The sequence below is a fragment of the Priestia sp. Y58 genome (assembly GCF_029522095.1).
Taxonomy (GTDB): Bacteria; Bacillota; Bacilli; order Bacillales; family Bacillaceae_H; genus Priestia; species Priestia megaterium_E.
Window position 1 is genome coordinate 78,428 of record NZ_JAKWFL010000009.1, and the last position, 19,839, is coordinate 98,266.

The window sequence follows — 19,839 nt, forward strand, 5'->3', positions numbered from 1 at the left end:
TTTTAATCACCTGTTTATCCGTATTGATTCCCTGTCTTATTGCCGTTATATGAATTGTTGACTTTTCGTAGCCATTTCATGCCGTTGTAAAAAATTGATGAATGGCCTGACCTAAGTTACTAATAGATTTTACATTTGCTTGAAAATGATACTGGTGAAGCCATTGGCTATGATCGGGTGTCACACCTGTTAGATAAATCTGTACGCCCATTAGCTGAAATTCCCATATTAAATGTTCTAGCGCGGCAACACCTCGTTCATCAATTTGACCGATTCCATTAAAGTCAATAATAACTCGATCAACGGTTTCTTCATCTATCTGTTTGAGCAGCCGATGTTCATTTTTCATGATGACTTCTTCAAATAAATCTCCAAACAGAGGGATAAGTACCATGTTATTTGATAAATGAATAAATGGTCCTGAAAGTTCTATAACTCGGTTCATGGCCTTTTCCAATCGTTCTTTTTGCAGCAGGAGTTCTAAGTCCGTTTCAGATAAACGCGCTGTGTGTTGTTCGATTTTTTCTGAAAGAATTCTAATTTGAGAATCTTCCTCTACACATATTACATGCGCCTTATCTTGCTCCCATTTGCAATTCACGGTATAAAGAGACATCTTAGCTTTGCGCGAATGCATGACTAATTCTGTTTTTATTTTTTTCTTCTGTCCTAATCGTTTTCTAGCTTTGTTCTGACTATCTTCGTCAACAATTTCTAAAAAATGTTGAACCTCTCCGAATAAAGCGGCTGCTTCATCAGATTGCGCTAGAATATTCATTTCCTCATCCATAATAAAAACAGGAAGCGGAGCATATTTAATAGTCGACAACCTTAATCCCCCTAATTGATTGATAATGAAAAAACTCTTTCAACTCCTCTAACTGTGCAATAAATCGAACTTGATTTGTTTGAACAAGAGGAAACTTATAGTTTGAAACTACTCGGCCTCCAACTAAAATAAGCGGCTGATGTTTTGTCTTTTGTAATCCTTCTATATATTCGCTTGCTTTTTCTATATGATGAGTTAAACTGAACGAGATTCCTACTAAATCAGGTTTCCATTGTTCAACAGCGTGCGTTGCATGTAAAAGCGGAGAATCTGCTCCTAAAAGTTTCGTCTGCCATCCGTGCTCTTCAAAGAGAATGGAAATCATTTTTAAACCTAAAAAATGCTGTTCATTTTCTATACACAAAAACAGACCTTTTTTTTCATTTTTAATAACTTCTTGTCTTATACACAATTGATAGCGTGACAAAACATAGTCACAGGTAGTAGTAGCTAAATGTTCATCAGCCACTGAAATTTCATCTTCTTCCCACATCATACCGATTTGAGCCATTGACACTGAAATGAATTGCTGAAAAATATAAAATGTATCGAAACCCTGCTGTCTTTTTTTCCACACAATATTCCAAGCTTCATCTTGATTCCCTGATAACAGTAATTCAGTCAAGCTTTCTATGCTTTCAATCAAGAAACCACCTCTTTTTCAGTCAAACGACTTGTTTTTTTCCTTTGTTATTATCAACCATACCACTTAACTCACCCGCACTCTACAGTAAAATATTCTCACACTGACAAAATAGCAACGGACGTCTCTGACAGGTCAATCTCTTTATTTTTCAAAGTCAACGAGGTAGTGATGCAGCAAGTGACGGTTTTGTTCATTGTATAAGTACGCATACACAGGACGTCCTATTGTGCCGTAAGTCATTCTTTCTCCAAGAAGACCTATATCTGTTAGAAATTTTAAATATTTCCGAATAGACACTCTTGAAATTCCCGTTTTTTCAGCTACATCATCGGTCGAAAAAGGGTCATCTTTAAGATGCTCAATGGCTTCTACGATAACTTCTAATGTTCCAGTCGTTAAACCCTTAGGCAACGGCTCTACCGGAACCTCTTTTATTTTTTTATTAGACAACAGCCCGTCCAATTCCTGTTGATTAAGCTGAGGTTGCTGTTTTAACGTACGAAATGTTTGTTTGTAAGCCGAAAGTGCTTGATAAAAGCGTTCAAATGTAAAAGGCTTAATCAAATAATCAATCGCTCCGTAGCGTAAAGCTTGCTGAATCGTTTGGGCATCCGAAGCAGCGGTTATAAAAATGACATCTATTTCCTCTTGTTTTGTTCGAATCTCTTGTAAAACTTTCAAACCATTTTGCCCAGGCATAAAGATATCAAGCAGCACTAAATCCACTTGATATTCATTTACCTTCACCAAGGCTTCATGACCCGAATGAGCAACAGCGACCACTGTAAACCCCTCTATCTCTTCAATGTACTTTTGATTAAACTGAGCAACCATTGGGTCATCTTCAACAATTAATACTTTAATCAACTTGATCTCTCCTTGTTTCGTACGGAATATCAATATAGAATGTGGTACCGCTATTTATAAATGAGTCAATAACGATTTGGCCACCTAGTTCATCAATCGTTTGCTTCACTAAATGCAACCCAAACCCTCTGCTCGTTCCTTTTGTAGAAAAGCCTTTCTTGAAAATCTGATTCATTGTATCGGAAGGAATGCCGCAGCCTGTATCCGTGACTTGAATCGTAAGTTTATTGTTTTTATACACAAGCATAACGGACACTTTTTTAGAGGCTTGATGACAAACTGAATCAATTGCATTATCAATTAAATTTCCAATAATGGTAATGAGATGATGAGTAACGTGTGGATCTGAAGGTTCTGGAATAACTTCATCAGCGGAAAACGTCAGTTCTACGCTTTCCTCTCTAGCATAACTCATTTTGCCCATGAGGAACCCTGCCAACGCATGATCTTTAATAGATTTAGTCACTGAACTAGATTCATCGACACGGTGATTAACAAGCTGATGAATATACGTTTTTAGCTCATCATAATAATTCATCTGCACCATTCCTAAAATCACATGAAGTTTATTCATAAATTCATGCGATTGTGCTCGAAGCGCTTCCACATACATTTTAACACCTGTTAGCTGTTCTGCTAAGATATTAACTTCTGTTTTATCCCGAAACGTAGAAAGTGCCCCTACAATCTCTTCGTTTACTACTAGCGGAACCCTATTAACCACAATGGCTACTCCATTTATGACTTGCTCTTCATCATAATGAGATTCCCCCGTAGACAAAACGTCGTCCAACCTGGAGGTGGGCATATATTCTCGAATAGACAAACCGATTGGCTCTGCTGCTAACCCTGCTTTGACAAATAAGCGGCGTGCAGAACGATTAGCAAGTGTAATATTACCTTCTTTATCAACAGCTATCACTCCTTCACGAACCGACTGCAGCATGGTGCTTCTCTCTTCTAGAATTTTAGCAATTTCAGAAGGTTCCAAGCCAAATAAAATTTTCTTTATGTAATTCGCTAATAAAATAGCACCAAGAACGCCTACAAGTAAACCAATTAATGAACCTAAAACAATTCGACGATGCCCATCTCTAATTGCTTCATTTACATTATTCAAAGAAATCCCCACAGCTACTGCGCCAATTTGCTGATTTTTTTCATTATAAATAGGTGCAAAAGCGCGCAGAGATTTATCAAGCGTTCCTTTTGATACAGATACATAAGATTTCCCGTGCAATGATTTTTGCTCATCGCCTCCGGCAAATCTCTTTCCTATCTTTTTAGGATCTGGGTGAGATTGGCGAATTCCATTCATATCCATAACAACGATAAACAAGACGCTTGATTTTTCACGAATTCGTTTAGTAAATTCTTGAATTGACTGAGGGGTTTTTGTCTCTAGTCCTTCTTTCACGTTCGTTGATTCTGAAATAATCGTAGCAATAGTCCGCGCTTTTTCAGCCTGTTGATCCCGAATATTTTTTCCAATTGAACTGCTAACTAATAAATCCGTTAACAATAGCGATAGAATCACCACCATGCATACAAGCAGCACCGTGATGCTTCGCAGCCCCATTCTTCCGTGTTTCACATTCTTCCCTCGCTTCCCTGCTTTTCTTGTTTATAGCACAAGAAAAAGATCTTATCTAGAGTCAGATAAGATCTTCGCTTATTTAATTTCATTTTTACTGAGTTGATTAACATTTATACAGGAAGGTTAACAATCTACTTTATAGTTTAGGTCCTTTTCGATATTTGAACCATCCCATTTTATAAAAGGCAAAGACCATTACGCCTACAAGCCCAATCATAATGCCCAGTACAATAAAATAATTATATTTCCCTGTCAGTTCCGGCATATATGAAAAGTTCATGCCATAGAGGCCAGCAATAAACGTCAACGGTAAGAAAATAGCTGACATAAGCGTGAGCGTAAACATGATTGAATTCATACGATCCGAGTTAATGGACATAAAACTTTCTCGAATATCATTTGACAAATCCCTGCTTGCTTGCATAATTTCAATCATATTTAATAAGTGATCATAAATATCATTAAAATAGCGAACCTGCTCTTTTGCTTTTAACGCATTAGTTGACATAATACGATACATTAAATCTCTCATGGGGTTTAAAATGCGGCGCATTCGTGACAAATCACTTCGGATGTCATAAAGCTGCCTCATTAATTCATCCATAGGTTCGTCTTTTGCATTGTCTTCAATGTCGTCAATATGATCTTCAAATTTATAAAGCACAGGGAAGTATTCATCAACGGTATGATCTAAGAGTTCATACATGATATCCCATGTTCCATCTTCGGTAGCCTCAGGGTCTTTTTTGATAAGCTCCCACACCCTAGCCACGCTCGTTAGCTTATCCATATGGTAAGTGACTAAAAAGTTATCTCCTACAAACGCAGATACTTCTAAGTGCTCAAGCTCTTCTTTATGAAGGGCATAATAGACTAAAAAATAATGCTCATCATACAACTCAAATTTAGCCCGCTGACCTTGATTTAAACAGTCCTCAACTGCTAAAGGATGAAAATTAAATTGTTCAAGCTGCTTTTTTTCTTCCTCGATGGGATTGTAAAAATCAACCCAATACCATTGAAAGTCATGGCTTGAACGAATCTCATTCATTTCTATTTCTTTAATAGCTCCTTCTTTGGTTTTAGCTACAATTTTAATCATAAGATAACCTCTGTCTTTTTTGATACTATTCTCTGCACATACCCTTTTTACCATTTTGTTAAACTTTTTTCTTTTAATGTACGTCTTTTCTTGTCTATACATACGATGATGTTGACGACAAGAGAACAAAACGGTGAGGAGGTATATCCATATGTATGAATTTTACTCCCGGCATGAAGAATATTGGGAAGATGATACAAGACTAGATGAACAGCTTCTAAGAGATATAAACAAAGCTGTAAACGATGAGTTTTCCGCTATTCACTACTATACACGCTTAGCGGAGCTGGCTCCTAATAATCAATTTCAACAAGCTATACTAGGTATTCGGCAGGATGAAATTAAACACTTTGACTGGTTTTCTAAAGCCTATTATGATTTATCAGGCAGCTACCCGCAGATTTCATTAAACATAAAACTGCCAAATACTTTTCAAGAAGGGGTCTCTGAATCCATTAAAGATGAAGTAGAAACCGTTCCATTTTATCAATCAATCGCTAGAAGAATCACAAATGCTCGAATTCAAAGCCGCATTGTTCGAGCTGCGAGCGATGAACAGCGCCACGGTCAAATTTTCCGAACCATTCAGTCCCACTTCTCATACTAAATAATACGCTTGCAGTCGCAAGCGTATTATTTAGTATGGTTTTATCATTATCTCTTACTTTGTAGCATTAAATTCTTCTTTGATTTTTTGGAGCAGCGCTTGATTTGTTAATACGTTATACCCTGTTAATGCCATTGTTTGTGCCCCCAGTATCATTGCTTCTCTTCCTTGCTCACTTAAAGCTGCTTCTCTAAATTCGTGCGTATGACAAACAAAATAATCATCACAAATTTGAATATACGGATGAATAGCCGGAACAACCTGACTTACATTCCCCATATCTAAAGATCCATGATCGCCTTGGTCTTCTGTAATGCTTTGTTCGCTCACGCCTAATGAGATGAGATTACTTGTATAGACATCGGATAATGTTTGATTCGTTTGCATATCATCATAAGAAAACTCATAGTTTGAGATTTTTAATTTTGTGCCCGTGGCTAAAGCTGCACCGTTGGCACATGCCTTCACCTTATCTGTTACTTCATCTACATATGCACGAGTTGAAGCGCGGACATAAAATTGTGCTACTGCATAATCCGGTACAACGTTGGCGGCCTTGCCACCCTCTGTAATGACTCCATGGATACGTACATCCGGCTTCACATGCTGGCGAAGCGCATTAATGCTGTTGAACGTTTGTAATACGCCGTCTAACGCGTTGATTCCTTCATGGGGAGCAGCAGCTGCGTGCGCGGATTTTCCGAAGAACTCAAACTGAATGGCATCCATCGCAAGAGAACGTCCGCTTTTTTGGTGGCAGTAATAAGGATGCACCATCATAGCTACGTCTAAATGATTAAAAATGCCTTGCTCAGCCATCGTTACTTTGCCGCCTCGTGTTTCCTCTGCAGGCGTGCCGTATACATATACTTTACCGCCTGTTTCTGCAACTGCTTTACTAAGACCAATACCAGCGGCAATGGACATGGTTCCAATTAAGTTATGTCCGCATGCATGTCCGAGATCCGGCAAAGCATCGTACTCAGCCATAAATCCAATCGATGGACCTGGCTTTTGACTGTCATAAACAGCAGTAAAAGCCGTTGGTAAGTCACATGTACCAATTTCAACTGTGAACCCTTGTTCTTTTAAAACATCGGTTAATGCTTTGCACGCTTTGAATTCTTCGTGACCAAGCTCAGGGTTTTGCCCAATATATTTGCTTACGTCATAAAATGTATCCTGTAATTTATTAATTGTTTCATTTATTAATTGTTTCATTAGTCCTACTCCTCTTTTAAATATTTAAACAAATTATAGTATATTTATTCGTTTTTTAAAAGCTAGTTTTTAAGACAGGTTTTCCTATCACCTTAATATGCCTTATAATTAAATTACTAACTGTTTTAAAGAAGGTATGCATAATGATTAACATAAAAAAATTCAATTTTTTAGGCGGTCGTATTATTAAAACAGGCATTGCCGTTTTTTTAACTGCGCTCATTTGTCAGTCCATTGGCTGGCCGTATATGCTCGCTGTTATTACAGCTATTGTTACGATTGAACCAACCGCTGCCGATTCTATTAAAAAAGCGTTTATACGCTTTCCTGCTTCAGCAATCGGAGCTGCTTTTGCCATGCTTTACACATTTCTATTAGGAGTTACGCCGCTTACCTATATGCTTGTTGCTGTTGCTACTATTATATCCTGTTCTAAATTGCGTTTGCATGCAGGAACACTCGTTGCCACGCTAACAGGAGTGGCCATGCTGACGATTGTGCACGATCATTATTTCATCTCGTTTTTAATTCGCTTAGCGACCACCAGTATTGGGCTGCTTACTTCTTCACTTGTGAATATCATCGTTCTTCCTCCTAATTATACACCGATTATTACGAGGAAAATTCAAAATCTCTCAAAACAAATGAGCAGCGTTTTACAGCAAAGAGGAAGCGAACTTTCCCAAGTACATGCTTGTCATAAACAAACAAGGCTTCAATTTCAGCAGCTTTCCGCTGAAATTGAAAAAATTGAGACGCTTTGTGAGTATCAGCGAAAAGAATGGAAGTTTCATCATTTCACTCGTACAGCTATGAGAAAGTTCCACTATGAATATAAGAAACTTTCCCTTATGAGGCAGCTTGTCTACCATATTGGTAATTTAATTTATTTGCCTGCTCATCAGCTGCAAAGTGCAAGACATCAAGTAATATGGGATACTTTCACTTCCTTTCATAACGTCTTACAAAATGAACAATATAAAAGCTCTTTGCACCATCAAACGCTTGTTTTGACTTTAAAACAAAGGTTTTGGGCACATAAGCAGGAAGAAAACAGAAGGGATCACCCTTTTTCAACAGAAACAACAATGCTGTACGAACTGCTTGCAATTCATCAGCTGCTTGAAGAACTACACCGTATTCATTGTTTGAAGGATCGATATAACTTAAATAACTCATCTGTCTCACTTTCTTCATAAAAAAATCCTCACATATGTGAGGATTTTCTTGTTTACGAAACTTGTGACTCATCTTTCTTATATTCTTTCTCCCAGTAGTCTGCATTTTTAATTCCCAGCTTAACAGGATCAAACACAGGGTCTACCCCTTGTTTTTTCTGAGCTTCATAGTCTTTTAATGCAACTAACGCAGGCTTAGCTAAAATTAAGATAGCAATTAAATTTAGCCATACCATGATACCAAGCCCGACATCTCCTAACGCCCAAGCTAGTGATGCTTGTTTAACTGAGCCGTAGAACGTAGCTCCTAGAAGGACAAGCTTTAATGCAAACATAGCCCACTTTCCGTTCTTTCCGCGAGTTAGGTAAGCAATATTTGTTTCAGCAATGTAATAATAAGCCATGATCGTTGTAAACGCGAAAAAGAATAGGGCAACTGCCACAAAGCCAGCTCCGAACCCCGGCAACACTGTTTCAATAGCAGCTTGTGTAAATCCAGGTCCTGCTTCTACACCAGGTAAATTTGAAATAATAAATGAACCGCCTGGTCCTTCCGTATTGTACATGCCTGTGAATAAAATCATAAACGCTGTTGCTGAACAAACGAATAGTGTATCAATATAAACCGAAAAAGCTTGTACAAGACCTTGTTTCGCTGGGTGTGAAACTTCTGCTGCAGCTGCTGCGTGTGCACCTGTTCCTTGCCCTGCTTCGTTTGAATAAATACCGCGCTTAACTCCCCAAGAAACAGCTAAACCAACAATTCCTCCAAAAGCAGAATCTAATGCAAAAGCACTTTTAAAAATAAGAGCAATAACTCCCGGCAACTCTGAAATATTCATGGCAATAATGATAAGAGCTAAAATAATATACCCAAGTGCCATAAAAGGGACAACGAATTGGGCCACTCCTGCAATACGCTTAACGCCTCCAAAGATAATAAAAGCAAGAATAATAACTAATCCCACTGCTGTAACCGTTGGACTAACACCAAATGCATTGTCGATGCCAAGCGCGATGGAGTTAGATTGAACACCGGGCATTAAGATACTCATCGCAACAAGTGCTGCAATAGCAAATAAAATGCCATACCATTTCATCCCTGTTCCTTTTTCAATGTAGTACGCTGGACCACCTCGATATTGGCCATCTTGCTTAACTTTATAAATTTGAGCAAGTGTTGATTCGATGAATGCACTAGAAGCACCAATAAAAGCAACTGCCCACATCCAAAATACAGCTCCTGGACCTCCAAAAGCGATGGCTGTTGCAACTCCAGCAATGTTTCCTGTTCCAACTCGTCCCGATAGTGCTAAAGACAATGCTTGGAAGGAAGAAACTCCTGCTTCTGAGCTTTTACCTTGAAACATCAGCATGACCATGTCTTTTAAGTGTCTGACCTGCAAAAACCTCGTTAAAATTGAGAAAAACAGGCCAATCGCAAGACACCCATAAATAACAGGTGTGCTCCATAGCACATTATTCAAACTCGTTACAAATTGCTCCAAACGATAACCCCCTTATTTTTTTCATTCAGACTATTTTAAATTATAAGTTAAATTATAAATTTTAACAATAAAACCATAAATTAAAAATAATTTTTAGTTAAAATACACAAAAAAATTATAAAATCCTCAAAAACATCCAATGATAAAACGTTTACATTTCGTGATTATCGCTTTCAAAAGAGAGATATCTGCACCTTTCTTCTCAAGAGAACATAGGCTATAGGAGTTATTTTCTATTAGAAGGTGTGAAAAACAATGATGAGAATAGAGCCTTTATTTGATCGTCCTTTAGCTCTAGACCTTCTTTATGCGTGCGTCTTAGCTTATAAGCAATACGCACAGGGAGGCACATTTGATGTACCTGAAGGCTACCGGCTTATTAAATCGTTTAAAGCTTCTGCCGTAGGGGTGCAAGAATGGTTTGGTTTTATTTTAGAATCTGATGAAGCCATTGTGATTGCCTTTCGAGGAACTCAATCTGAGGCAGACTGGATTGCTGATGCTCGCATTAAGCAGCGCCCTTATCCATACAATCAACAAGCGGGTCTTGTCCACGAAGGTTTTTTAGCCGTTTACGAATCATGCCGTGATGAAATTTTTGAAACGTATCAATCCCTCACCCCCAAGCCACTTTATATAACGGGGCATAGCCTAGGTGGTGCACTCGCTGCTCTTCATGCCTTAGATGTTGCCACAAACGCATCTTTTCCGGAAGTTACAATGTACAACTACGGAGCTCCTCGAGTAGGTGATCCTCAATTCGTTCAAACATACACAAATCTTGTTTCAAATAGCCGCTGTTTTGTTAACACGACGGATACGGTTCCTAAAATCCCTCCGAAGCGCCTTTATTCCCCTTCCACCAAGCAAATGATTTATTACGATCAAGACCCTCTGCAACTCTCGTTTACGATTCAAACAGGTTCTACCGTGGGGAACCATAATCCCCAAACGTACAGTGTTGGTATTTGGATGATGTCGGACTATCCTATTTTGGTCCAAAAATAAAAAAACAGGCGGACTGCCTGTTTTTTTATGCACCAATTGCCGTTTTGATTTCTTCTATTTGTTCTTGATGACGCTTTTCGTGATAGCCAATAAAGTCAATCCATTGCTTTAAATCCATTAAACCAAATACAGGGTGTGGAAACGATTTTTGCTTTAGATTGTCTTCACTAGCTGTTTCTTCTAACTCTATTAAAGCCGCTCTTGATTCTGCCAGCTTACTTTTCATTTCTTCTAATGTCTGCTTTTCATTAGAAGGCGTAACTTGAGCCGGTGCATCTACTTTTCTCGAACGGTCTACCGCTAAATGAAACGGCTTATCTTCAGTCGGCTGATCTACACCGTTTTCTAAGTGATCTTTCACACGTGAAACAATCATGCGCTCCATTAAATATAAATGTTCTAATACTTGCATAATGCTCCATGTATTAGACGCTGGCTGCTGATTTAATTGTTCATATGTTAATGCTTCTACACTGCTCAATACGTCATGTCGAAACTGTTCATTTTTGTTCATCTTTAATCCTCCTCTAGGATTCCTCTAGCTTATCGTATCAAAAAACTCTTCCATATCAAAAAGATATCCCTTTACTTAACCATGTTTTCACTGAAATTGTTTCACGTGAAAACATTAATTTTCTATTTGACATAGATCAACTGAGGTGTTATATTTAGATTTCCGGCTTTTCTTTAAGAGCTGGACATAGTGAAAGTAACTTGAAAGGATGTATCGTACAATGCAAGGTAAAAATACTGGCATTCGACACATGTCTTTGAACAAAACTTATTCACACTGGATCGGCTTCGGAGCCGTAAGGATGCAAGAGAGGTAGGGCTTGCGTCGTTTAGGTTAATCGATCATGTGGAAAAACAAACCGCGGCAATGGATGAAATCCATGCAAGCACAATCAATGCTAATTGTGCCCTAACAACAACGAAACATACAAAAACCGTAATCATGGATTTTATAAAGAAAGTAATCATTTTGTTTTTACACTTGCAAAAGCAAGTTACTGATAAGAAACACGAACAAAAGCGAGCAGATGCATCTGCTCGCTTTTTTAATGATGGTTTTTTATTTACTTTATCATTTCTTTTTTAGCGGATCTGACAAAAAAGCCGAAACCACACTGGTTTCGGCTTTTTCTTATTGCTCTGCTAGTACATCAGCAAATGCTTTTGCATAAGGAGGAAGGTCTGGCGGACGGCGGCTTGAAATGATGTGGCCGTCGATTACGACTGCTTCATCATGCCAAATAGCTCCCGCATTTTCCATATCATCTTTGATTCCTGGCGTACTTGTTACGTTTCGGCCATCTAAGATTTTTGCAGAGATTAATACCCATCCTGCATGGCAGATTTGGCCGATTGGCTTTTGCTGTTCATCCATATGACGAACCATTTCAATTACTTCAGGGTAGCGGCGCAGTTTATCCGGCGCCCAGCCCCCAGGTACTAGAATAGCGTCATATTCAGCTGGATCAACATCTTTAAACGCGTAGTCCGATACGGCTGGAACACCGTATTTCCCCATGTACGTTTCGTTTGCTTTTTCTCCAACTAAATGTACTTCTGCTCCTTCTTCTCGAAGACGCATCACTGGATACCATAGTTCTAGATCTTCAAAGTCTGCACTAACAAGCGCAATAATCCTTTTATTTTCTAAACGCATCGTAACACCTCCGCCATCAGTATAGCATGTTGGAGAATAAGATTGAAAATAAGGGACTAAATTGCACATAATTAAAGGATTTTTCAAGTGTCCTTCAGAAAATTTTGGTATGCCAAATGGTCTAATTTTATATTTTTACTTGACTGGGGACAAACATCACACTACAATGTGTAGTGTGATGTTCATAATGTTGTAAAATTATCCAAATAAGAAAGACTTTCTGATTTAATTACTACATTTCTTTTTTTCGGGCTTTCACACTACATAATGTAGTGTTTTTCAAATACACTTAAAGGAGGAAGTAAAGTGAATAAAAACGTCGAAATTGGTTCACTTATTATTCGTTTAGTATTAGGTTTTACATTTTTAGTGCACGGCTTTCAAAAATGGCAAGGCGGGATTGAAAATACAGTAGGGTTCTTCGATAGCTTAGGAATCCCTGGTTTCATGGCATATATTGTTGCAACCATTGAACTTGTAGGTGGGGTTCTTATTATCCTTGGCCTAGCAACAAGAGTCGTAGCTGCTTTATTTGTGGCAGTTATGCTTGGCGCTATTTTTACAGCCAAGCTTAAAAGCGGATTTGTTGGCGGGTTTGAGTTTGATATCGCCTTAATTGCCATGTCTGCTCACTTATTTCTTGCAGGAAGCCAGTTTCTTGCTCTCGATGGAGTGGTGTTCAAAAAGAAAGAAACTGCCTTTTCTCTTCAAGAAGAAAGCAGTAAATAAAAAAGAAAGCTTATACTCTCCTAATATAAGCTTTCAGATTAGTCCCCGCCGTTTGAGGCGGGCTTTTTTTATATTTGCAGCAGCAAATTCGCAAATAAAGAAGAGCGCTCGGACAACGTATCAATTTGAATATGTTCATATTCCGCATGTATTCCTTTTCCGCATGCTCCTAATCCATCCAACGTGGGAACGCCAATGGCCGCTGTAAAATTGCCATCACTTCCGCCTCCAACAGCTGCTTCTTCTAATTTCATACCCAGTTTGGCCGCGATTGACTGAGCGCATTCAAATAACTCTTCCGTTTGTTTAGACTTGACCATCGGAGGACGATTCATGCCTCCCGTTACTTCGAGCTTAATTCCTTTTAAAATGGGTGTTAAATTCAAAATAATATCCGTCATGCGTTTTGCTTCTTCTTCTGTAGAAACACGTAAATCCACGTGCGCTTCTGCATATTCCGGCACCACATTTGTACCGCTGCCTCCCGTAAATGTCCCAACGTTCACCGTTGTACCTTTTTCATAATCTGTTAAGCCCTGCAAGAAAATCACTTGGCGCGCCAGCTCTTCAATCGCATTGATTCCTTCTTTGTGGTGATTACCCGCGTGTGCTGCTCGTCCCCATGCTTTTACGGTGAAAATTCCCGCTCCTTTGCGCGACGTTTTTAACGCGCCTGAACCCGCCACCGCCGGTTCCGCTACTAGCACTGCTTCACTTCTTTGTGCTTCTTCTTCTATATATTTTTTAGAAGAAATTGACCCAATCTCTTCATCCGAATTGCAGAAAAACACAATTTTTTTATCGAGTGATAAACCAAGCTCTTGAATCGCTTTAATCGCCCATATAGATTGCACAATGCCGCCTTTCATGTCTAAAATTCCCGGACCGTACAGCTTGTTTCCCTCTGTTCTTAGACTCAGCCTTCCCTTTTCCCATACCGTGTCAAAGTGACCGATGATTAAAAGCTGCTTTTCTCCTTCTCCAATCGTAAATTTCAAGTGGTTTCCTACTTCTTTTTCTTCTATAATTTCGTACCCTACCCCTAAACGCTTTTGAAACAGCTGCGTTAAATACATTCCACACTGATCTACTAACTCTTTACTGTAGGACGGTGATTCTTTTTTCACAAATCCAACTAAATCTTCAAGCATCTCTTGTTCATGTTCTTTTAAATAACTAAATACGCTTTGTTCTACCATTACCTGACTCAAATCAATTCCTCCTCCAAACAACCCCTGCTGCTTGCATTAAATGCTTTTATTTATCGTACGTATAACTATGTTCTACGTTTCACATAACGACCTTAAATTATCCTTAATTATAATGGTTTTCAGACAATTTTCCATCCTTTAAATACAGATAATACTTTAACTTATTCATAACCGACTGAAAATAGCCATAAACTTCAACAAATTCATACAAAAAAGCTTCAATCTTCAACAGATTAAAGCTTTCGTTTGACTAATTGACATTTATTTTAATATTTTTCCCTTTTGACTTCACACTCACAAAAACAAACATAGACACTAAAAAAATAAACAGAATAACGCCAACCATTTCAAAGTTTACTTCGGCCCATGGGTTAAAGAAAGTGAATGCTAAATAGAACGACACACCATACGCGAGGACAACAATAACCCAGCCCATCAAGCGGGAAGCAGATTGTCCAAATTTGCTCGATTCATTCACCATTTTATGTACAATCATCGAATCGATTGTATCTGTAAGCATCATACCAAACATAAATACTAGTCCCAACAAAAGCGGCGTATACTTGCCTGCGTTCCCTACAGCTAGAGACCACACCGCCGTTTGACTGACCGTTTCGGCTGCTAAAGCGAACAATGCCCCTACAAGAATAATTAAAAAAGGATTCGTTGTTCCTTTTGCGATTTTCGGAATAAACTTCCCTTTTAATCCGCTCAGCTGAAAATCTTCTTCTTTATTTTTAGTTCGAAGCAAATGATATGTGTTTAATGTCCCAATCAGAAATAGAGAGATAATAGATACCCAAGATGCAAAATGATCGAAATATGATGGAAACGTAAAATTTTTCATCACCACGCCCAGCACTCCGGCCGTGACGGCCACCATTCCTCCGTGACCTAGTGAAAACAGCGTTCCGACCCAAGGGGCAAAACGGCTGCCCATTCGCCAATTATATCGAGTCTGGCCGTCAATAAAAGCTAAGTGATCTGCATCCAATCCGTGCCTGATTCCTAATAAAAAGACAAGTAAAAAAACTGATAAACCTTCCATTTCCTACACTCCTTTTTTTAAAATAAAACGTAAAAAAGCCTCAATTCTATAGAAATTGAGGATGTGTCGGCATATGAAAATAAACAGCAATTGCTCACTGCGTACCTTGATACACCGCCTCTTTCCTAGAAGAGTCAAGTGTACAGAATAGGTAGGTCTCCTGGCTTGAGATCATCATTTTCTACCGCCTTCCCCGTTTTGAGTGACGATAAGATAGAAAACTCCCTGCTTACAGTGGCTGGACCGCTCGAGATTTGCACTCGATTCCCTGTTACCTCTTACGCTATGTAAGAGCACCTAAACTGTGCGAATGATTCATTTTCTTCCTCATTATACTAGTACTTCTTACAAATGAATAGAGAAAATTCAAATAAAAAAGCCCTGCTAAGCTTTACATGCTTAGCAGGGCTTTTTAAAGCAATTAAACTACTTCTACCGTTACGTCTACGTTGCCGCTGATTGCTTTTGAATACGGGCAGTATGAATGGGCTAGGTCTACATATTTTTTAGCTGTTTCTAAATCTAAGCCTTCGATATGAGCTTCAAGCGCTACTCTAATTTTCACTCCTTGATCAGCTTTATCAGGAAGCAGCTGAACAGTAGCTTTTACTTCACTGCTTTTGATTTCTACGTTATGTTTTTTCAACATAAATTCTAACGCGCTGTTGAAACAAGCACTGTATCCAGCTGCAAATAGCTGCTCTGGGTTTGTTGCTGTTGTTGCTTCTCCACCAAGCGCTGGAGGTGTTGCAACGTCTAAGTTAAAGATGTTATCTAAAGAGTGAACTTCTCCTGTTCTTCCACCTGTGTTAACGACTGTTGTTTCATATAAAGCTTTCATGTATAAACCTCTCCTCTTTTTCATTAACTTTATTAAAAATTTTTATTTATCGTTTCTGTAATTTAATTGTACACAATTTAATTTTAAAAAACAAGTATTAAATACATTAAAAATTTCCCAATAAAAAAAGCCGCGTATTTGCGACTTTTTCTTAATAATATTGAGACTGTTCGTCATAAGCTGATTTTCGAAAAATAGACAAGTTGGTAATAGCCCTCATCAGTTTCGTATTAAAAATAACATAATGAATAAACAGCGCCAGCACGCAGCCTAAAACGGCTCCTGTTAACACATCAAATGGATAATGAACGCCAACCCATACGCGTGAAAAGGCAATGAGTACGCCCATGACAACCCACATGCGCCCTGAACGTTTGAAATGCAGCCAAATGGTAAAAGTGATAACTAATGCAGATGTAGCATGATCGCTTGGAAATGAAGAATTTGCGGCGTGATCAATAAGCTGATTCACGTGGTGAGAGATAAACGGACGATCTCGATAAGCAAATAAACTAATCACTTTATTGATAATGACTCCTGTGGCACAAGCACATAAAGCTTGAAATGCTACAACACGGCTGCCGTTTTTATTAATAAGTAAAAACAAGCCGAGTAAAACAATAAGTACATACTGGGCATAATCTGCAAAGAATACCATCAGCGAATCTACAAACTTCACATGCGAGGCGTACTGATTCACCGCATGGAAAATGGTATAGTCTACTGAATTAATAGCTGATAACATAATCGAAATCCTTTCTTATTTTTAAATGTCATTAGCTATCTTATCAGTTTCTTGGGAAAATGAACATGTTTTTGTCAGAAGCTTCCTAACTGGTATTTATAGATAATGTAGTCAGGCTGAGTAGTAAATCAACAGACTGTCGCTCATTAACTCACCTGTGAGTGATCCACAATATTTTTTTGCAAAAAGATTTCTTCTAAAGAAGGTTCTTCGACGTGAACTTGATAAATGTCGATGCCGCATTGAATCAATTCACGAATAATAAGAGGAATATTTCTTTCTTTTTGAAGCATCACTTTTGTGTACATGTGATGGTATTCAACTTCGGGACTCAACGTACGGAAAAACTGTTGAATGTATTCTTTGCGACTGTTTGGATAAGGATCATGTTTGATCATCACCGTTTTTTTCGCTTGATATTGAAAGCGCAGCTCTTCCATTGTACCTTCTGTTAAAATGACCCCATTTTTCATAATCGCTACACGTGTACAAATCTTCTCAACTTCATTTAAATTATGAGACGTCATAAAAATTGTCTTGCCTTGATTTTGGAGTTCTCTTATTAGTTCATGAATGTGGAGAGCAGATTCAATATCTACTCCAGAAGTTGGTTCATCTAAAAAGATAAGATCTGGGTCTGTCACAATTGCTTGAGCAATTCCTAACTTCTTTTTCATTCCAAATGAAAACTTTCCAACTTTCTGATGCTCATGTCCTTCTAATCCTACTTTCTTCAGTACATTACTACAGTGTTCTTTCGAAAAACGATGGCCGTTTATCTTTAAAAAATAGTGCAAATGATTGAGCGCTGTCATCTCATCATAAAAGTTAGCATAGTCAGGAAGAACGCCTATTTTCTGCTGAAGCTCTAAATCAATATCACTCTGTCCCAGCAGCGTAAATTCTCCTGCTGAAGGAAATGAAACGCCGGTAAGCATATTAATAAAGGTAGACTTCCCTGCTCCGTTTCTTCCTAAAAACCCGTAAATTTCTCCTTGTGGTACCTGTAAATTAATACCGTTAACAACTGTTTTAGATCCATATTTTTTAGTTAATTTACTTGTTTCAATGGCATACATATTATACTTCTCTCCTTTTAAAACTCCAAAGTGCCGTGCATAAACAAAGTGCTGCAAAAACAAGAAGAACTGTTAGATACCCTTTCTCCAGCTTTAAATAGTAGTAAGGTGTCACATACTTAAACCATGCAATGTACGCTTTTGATGAAAATATGCTCCACACGCTCAGTACCGGTAGAACAAGCGATAACATAATTGATAAAAACATAGTATGAGTTGGGCTTGGCATTAAAGCTGAAAGCATTAAAACAAATGAAATGATACAAACGGTGAATAGCAGGCACTCTAAAAATATATAAAAAGAAAAATGATGCGAAATAAACGCAATCAGTAGAAATGAAATAGAGATACAAACAAGCCAGAAACAGCAAACACCTAAGAATTTTCCTAGTACAATGCGCTCTCTTGATGTTTTGGTAACTAAAAACCTTGCTGTTCTTGTTTTAATTTCTTGATTAATAACATTATGAGAAAGACTTGAAATAAATAAAGGTCCAAACCCGAGAAGCATCACCAAAATTCCCCCGTTGGCTCCATCTTGAATCTGTGCACTCGTCAGTTGACCTCCAAGTTGACTAACTATATGGGCTATTCCATAGGAAGCACCGCATACGATTAAAATAACGATAATTGATTTAATACTTTTAAATAAGCTTTGAAACTCTTTTACACTAATAGCCCACATTTCCAAAATCTCCTTTTAAATAAGTTTGACTGCTATCATCCAACAAAAGGATGATTTACTTCCGCCGGTAAAGCTTTTTTTTCTTTGGGCTTTCCACTCCAAGAAAAATTTGTCCATATACGCAGTAGCTTTTCCACCGGTCCAGTTTGAAATTTTTGCACGTACATATAGCTGCCGATAAGCTGAATTCCGTAAATACCTATGCAGACAAAAATCCCTGCAATCATGCCGAGCTTTTCGAAATAACCTAATCCATAACCGTAAAAAATCGTCGTGCATATGACCGTTTGCATTAAATAATTACTAAGCGATATCCTGCCTACACTTTCAAAAGCCTTTATCAAAAATGACTTCTCGTATTTCGCATATAGCCAAGCAAAGCCTGCAATATAACCAAGAGATAGAAGACTCCCACCTAACATATGTGTAGAACCAGCCCAATTAGCATCCGGCCACAGGTACATAGTTCCTTTTAACAGCAAGCCAAGCGGAATCAGCGCAGCCGCCCAACGGCCATACTGTTTTTGATTAGCTGAAACGTCGTAAAACCACTTTTTCTTTCCTGCATACATACCAAATAAAAACAAAGCGCCCATTATAAATGGTGTAAACAAGAAGACAAAAGCAAATTTATATCCTGCCATATTCATCGGATCAACATTGTTGCGGTGGTCTTTAATTTGTTCATAAGTTCCGCTTCCGTACACATGAATCGTATCTTTTACATATGTCGTAAGCGTTTGTTTATCGCTAAGAAGATACATATTATCGTTTAATGAACCATAACCAGCTGCTCCCGTAAGAATCAGCAAAATCGATGCCCACACCAATAGTGTTTTGGCTTTACGATTTAAAAAGAAAAGTAGTAAAAATACTCCCATCATTCCGTAAAACGTAAGAATATCTCCTTCCCATAAAAACACTCCATGCAGTAGGCCCAACCCTAGAAGCAGAAGAAAACGGCGAAAGAAATGCCTTTTCACGCCTAGCTGCCTTCTTTCTAAGCTTTCTTTCATCTTCACCATTGAATAGCCAAATAAAAAGGTGAAAATCGGCATAAAACTTTCTTCTACCACGACTTTTAAAAAGACATAGGCTGCTGAATCACTTGGTGATAGCGAGAAGAGATGAATCATATCCTTTCCGTAAATGCCATATTGAAAAATCAGCATATTCGCTAGTAAAATACCAAACAAGCTGAATCCTCTCATACTATCAATTACTTTAACCCGCCTAAAATCATTACTCATCCTTTTAACTCCTTTACTA

Annotated in this window: 21 protein-coding genes and 1 riboswitch; of the genes, 5 read left to right on the top strand and 16 right to left on the bottom strand. The window is 38.2% G+C overall.

What is annotated here, in order from left to right:
- Positions 1 to 76: 76 nt before the first annotated feature.
- The 5 genes from MMB68_RS22555 to corA all read right to left on the bottom strand — a co-directional run bounded on the left by MMB68_RS22555 (position 77) and on the right by corA (position 5,041).
- On the bottom strand, positions 77 to 829 hold the full coding sequence (locus tag MMB68_RS22555) for an STAS domain-containing protein (protein ID WP_221785271.1): 753 nt from the start codon (positions 827 to 829) through the stop codon (positions 77 to 79).
- Positions 816 to 1,475 (bottom strand): cobalamin B12-binding domain-containing protein, encoded by a 660-nt coding sequence (locus MMB68_RS22560; RefSeq protein WP_221785270.1) that lies wholly within the window; start codon positions 1,473 to 1,475, stop codon positions 816 to 818. Before MMB68_RS22560 ends, MMB68_RS22555 begins: the two co-directional genes overlap by 14 nt.
- Before the next feature lie 141 nt (positions 1,476 to 1,616).
- Entirely contained in the window at positions 1,617 to 2,342 is a 726-nt protein-coding gene (locus tag MMB68_RS22565) for a response regulator (protein WP_221785269.1), read from the bottom strand.
- Entirely contained in the window at positions 2,335 to 3,921 is a 1,587-nt protein-coding gene (gene dcuS, locus MMB68_RS22570) for a DcuS/MalK family sensor histidine kinase (protein WP_221785276.1), read from the bottom strand. The genes MMB68_RS22565 and dcuS overlap by 8 nt, the downstream gene beginning before the upstream one ends.
- Before the next feature lie 154 nt (positions 3,922 to 4,075).
- Positions 4,076 to 5,041 (bottom strand): magnesium/cobalt transporter CorA, encoded by a 966-nt coding sequence (corA, locus tag MMB68_RS22575; RefSeq protein WP_277549349.1) that lies wholly within the window; start codon positions 5,039 to 5,041, stop codon positions 4,076 to 4,078.
- 151 nt (positions 5,042 to 5,192) lie between these two features.
- Between corA and MMB68_RS22580 the strand changes: the two genes are divergently transcribed.
- Positions 5,193 to 5,648, top strand: a complete 456-nt coding sequence (locus MMB68_RS22580; RefSeq protein ID WP_025752836.1) for a ferritin-like domain-containing protein — start codon at positions 5,193 to 5,195, stop codon at positions 5,646 to 5,648.
- A 54-nt stretch (positions 5,649 to 5,702) separates the two neighbouring features.
- On the opposite strand, the gene MMB68_RS22585 is transcribed toward MMB68_RS22580, so the two are convergent.
- Positions 5,703 to 6,869, bottom strand: a complete 1,167-nt coding sequence (locus tag MMB68_RS22585) for a M20 family metallopeptidase (protein WP_269871731.1) — start codon at positions 6,867 to 6,869, stop codon at positions 5,703 to 5,705.
- A gap of 143 nt (positions 6,870 to 7,012) precedes the next feature.
- Here MMB68_RS22585 and MMB68_RS22590 point away from each other — a divergent pair, with 143 nt between their 5' ends.
- Complete coding sequence (locus MMB68_RS22590) at positions 7,013 to 8,068, top strand: aromatic acid exporter family protein (RefSeq protein ID WP_277448511.1); 1,056 nt, start codon at positions 7,013 to 7,015, stop codon at positions 8,066 to 8,068.
- Between the two features lie 32 nt (positions 8,069 to 8,100).
- Here the strand turns inward: MMB68_RS22590 and MMB68_RS22595 are convergent, their stop codons facing one another.
- Positions 8,101 to 9,555 (bottom strand): alanine/glycine:cation symporter family protein, encoded by a 1,455-nt coding sequence (locus tag MMB68_RS22595; protein ID WP_063248473.1) that lies wholly within the window; start codon positions 9,553 to 9,555, stop codon positions 8,101 to 8,103.
- Between the two features lie 255 nt (positions 9,556 to 9,810).
- On the opposite strand from MMB68_RS22595, the gene MMB68_RS22600 reads away from it, so the two are divergent.
- Positions 9,811 to 10,563, top strand: a complete 753-nt coding sequence (locus MMB68_RS22600; protein WP_221785266.1) for a lipase family protein — start codon at positions 9,811 to 9,813, stop codon at positions 10,561 to 10,563.
- A 25-nt stretch (positions 10,564 to 10,588) separates the two neighbouring features.
- Here the strand turns inward: MMB68_RS22600 and MMB68_RS22605 are convergent, their stop codons facing one another.
- A complete protein-coding gene (locus tag MMB68_RS22605; RefSeq protein ID WP_221785265.1) occupies positions 10,589 to 11,077 on the bottom strand; it encodes a DinB family protein in 489 nt (162 codons plus the stop codon).
- Positions 11,078 to 11,422: 345 nt separating this feature from the next.
- Here MMB68_RS22605 and MMB68_RS22610 point away from each other — a divergent pair, with 345 nt between their 5' ends.
- Complete coding sequence (locus MMB68_RS22610; protein ID WP_013055088.1) at positions 11,423 to 11,662, top strand: hypothetical protein; 240 nt, start codon at positions 11,423 to 11,425, stop codon at positions 11,660 to 11,662.
- Between the two features lie 45 nt (positions 11,663 to 11,707).
- Here the strand turns inward: MMB68_RS22610 and MMB68_RS22615 are convergent, their stop codons facing one another.
- The gene (locus MMB68_RS22615) at positions 11,708 to 12,232 is read right to left on the bottom strand and encodes a type 1 glutamine amidotransferase domain-containing protein (RefSeq protein WP_264408791.1); all 525 of its coding nucleotides are present in this window, start codon (positions 12,230 to 12,232) and stop codon (positions 11,708 to 11,710) included.
- A gap of 306 nt (positions 12,233 to 12,538) precedes the next feature.
- Here MMB68_RS22615 and MMB68_RS22620 point away from each other — a divergent pair, with 306 nt between their 5' ends.
- Positions 12,539 to 12,961 (top strand): DoxX family protein, encoded by a 423-nt coding sequence (locus tag MMB68_RS22620; RefSeq protein WP_045292014.1) that lies wholly within the window; start codon positions 12,539 to 12,541, stop codon positions 12,959 to 12,961.
- 68 nt (positions 12,962 to 13,029) lie between these two features.
- Here MMB68_RS22620 and MMB68_RS22625 read toward each other — a convergent pair whose 3' ends face one another.
- The 7 genes from MMB68_RS22625 to MMB68_RS22655 all read right to left on the bottom strand — a co-directional run bounded on the left by MMB68_RS22625 (position 13,030) and on the right by MMB68_RS22655 (position 19,820).
- The gene (locus MMB68_RS22625; RefSeq protein ID WP_277549350.1) at positions 13,030 to 14,193 is read right to left on the bottom strand and encodes a M20 family metallopeptidase; all 1,164 of its coding nucleotides are present in this window, start codon (positions 14,191 to 14,193) and stop codon (positions 13,030 to 13,032) included.
- A 229-nt stretch (positions 14,194 to 14,422) separates the two neighbouring features.
- Positions 14,423 to 15,220, bottom strand: a complete 798-nt coding sequence (locus tag MMB68_RS22630) for a HoxN/HupN/NixA family nickel/cobalt transporter (protein WP_264408789.1) — start codon at positions 15,218 to 15,220, stop codon at positions 14,423 to 14,425.
- A 133-nt stretch (positions 15,221 to 15,353) separates the two neighbouring features.
- Positions 15,354 to 15,536, bottom strand: a riboswitch (cobalamin riboswitch).
- A gap of 105 nt (positions 15,537 to 15,641) precedes the next feature.
- Positions 15,642 to 16,061 carry an organic hydroperoxide resistance protein gene (locus MMB68_RS22635; protein WP_277549351.1) on the bottom strand — a complete coding sequence of 140 codons (420 nt, stop codon included), beginning with the start codon at positions 16,059 to 16,061 and terminating at the stop codon, positions 15,642 to 15,644.
- A gap of 151 nt (positions 16,062 to 16,212) precedes the next feature.
- Entirely contained in the window at positions 16,213 to 16,806 is a 594-nt protein-coding gene (locus MMB68_RS22640) for an undecaprenyl-diphosphatase (protein WP_025752866.1), read from the bottom strand.
- 146 nt (positions 16,807 to 16,952) lie between these two features.
- The gene (locus MMB68_RS22645; RefSeq protein WP_269871728.1) at positions 16,953 to 17,885 is read right to left on the bottom strand and encodes an ABC transporter ATP-binding protein; all 933 of its coding nucleotides are present in this window, start codon (positions 17,883 to 17,885) and stop codon (positions 16,953 to 16,955) included.
- 1 nt (position 17,886) lies between these two features.
- The gene (locus tag MMB68_RS22650; RefSeq protein ID WP_221785261.1) at positions 17,887 to 18,570 is read right to left on the bottom strand and encodes an ABC transporter permease; all 684 of its coding nucleotides are present in this window, start codon (positions 18,568 to 18,570) and stop codon (positions 17,887 to 17,889) included.
- Between the two features lie 35 nt (positions 18,571 to 18,605).
- Positions 18,606 to 19,820 carry a DUF418 domain-containing protein gene (locus tag MMB68_RS22655; protein ID WP_277549352.1) on the bottom strand — a complete coding sequence of 405 codons (1,215 nt, stop codon included), beginning with the start codon at positions 19,818 to 19,820 and terminating at the stop codon, positions 18,606 to 18,608.
- Positions 19,821 to 19,839 lie beyond the last annotated feature (19 nt).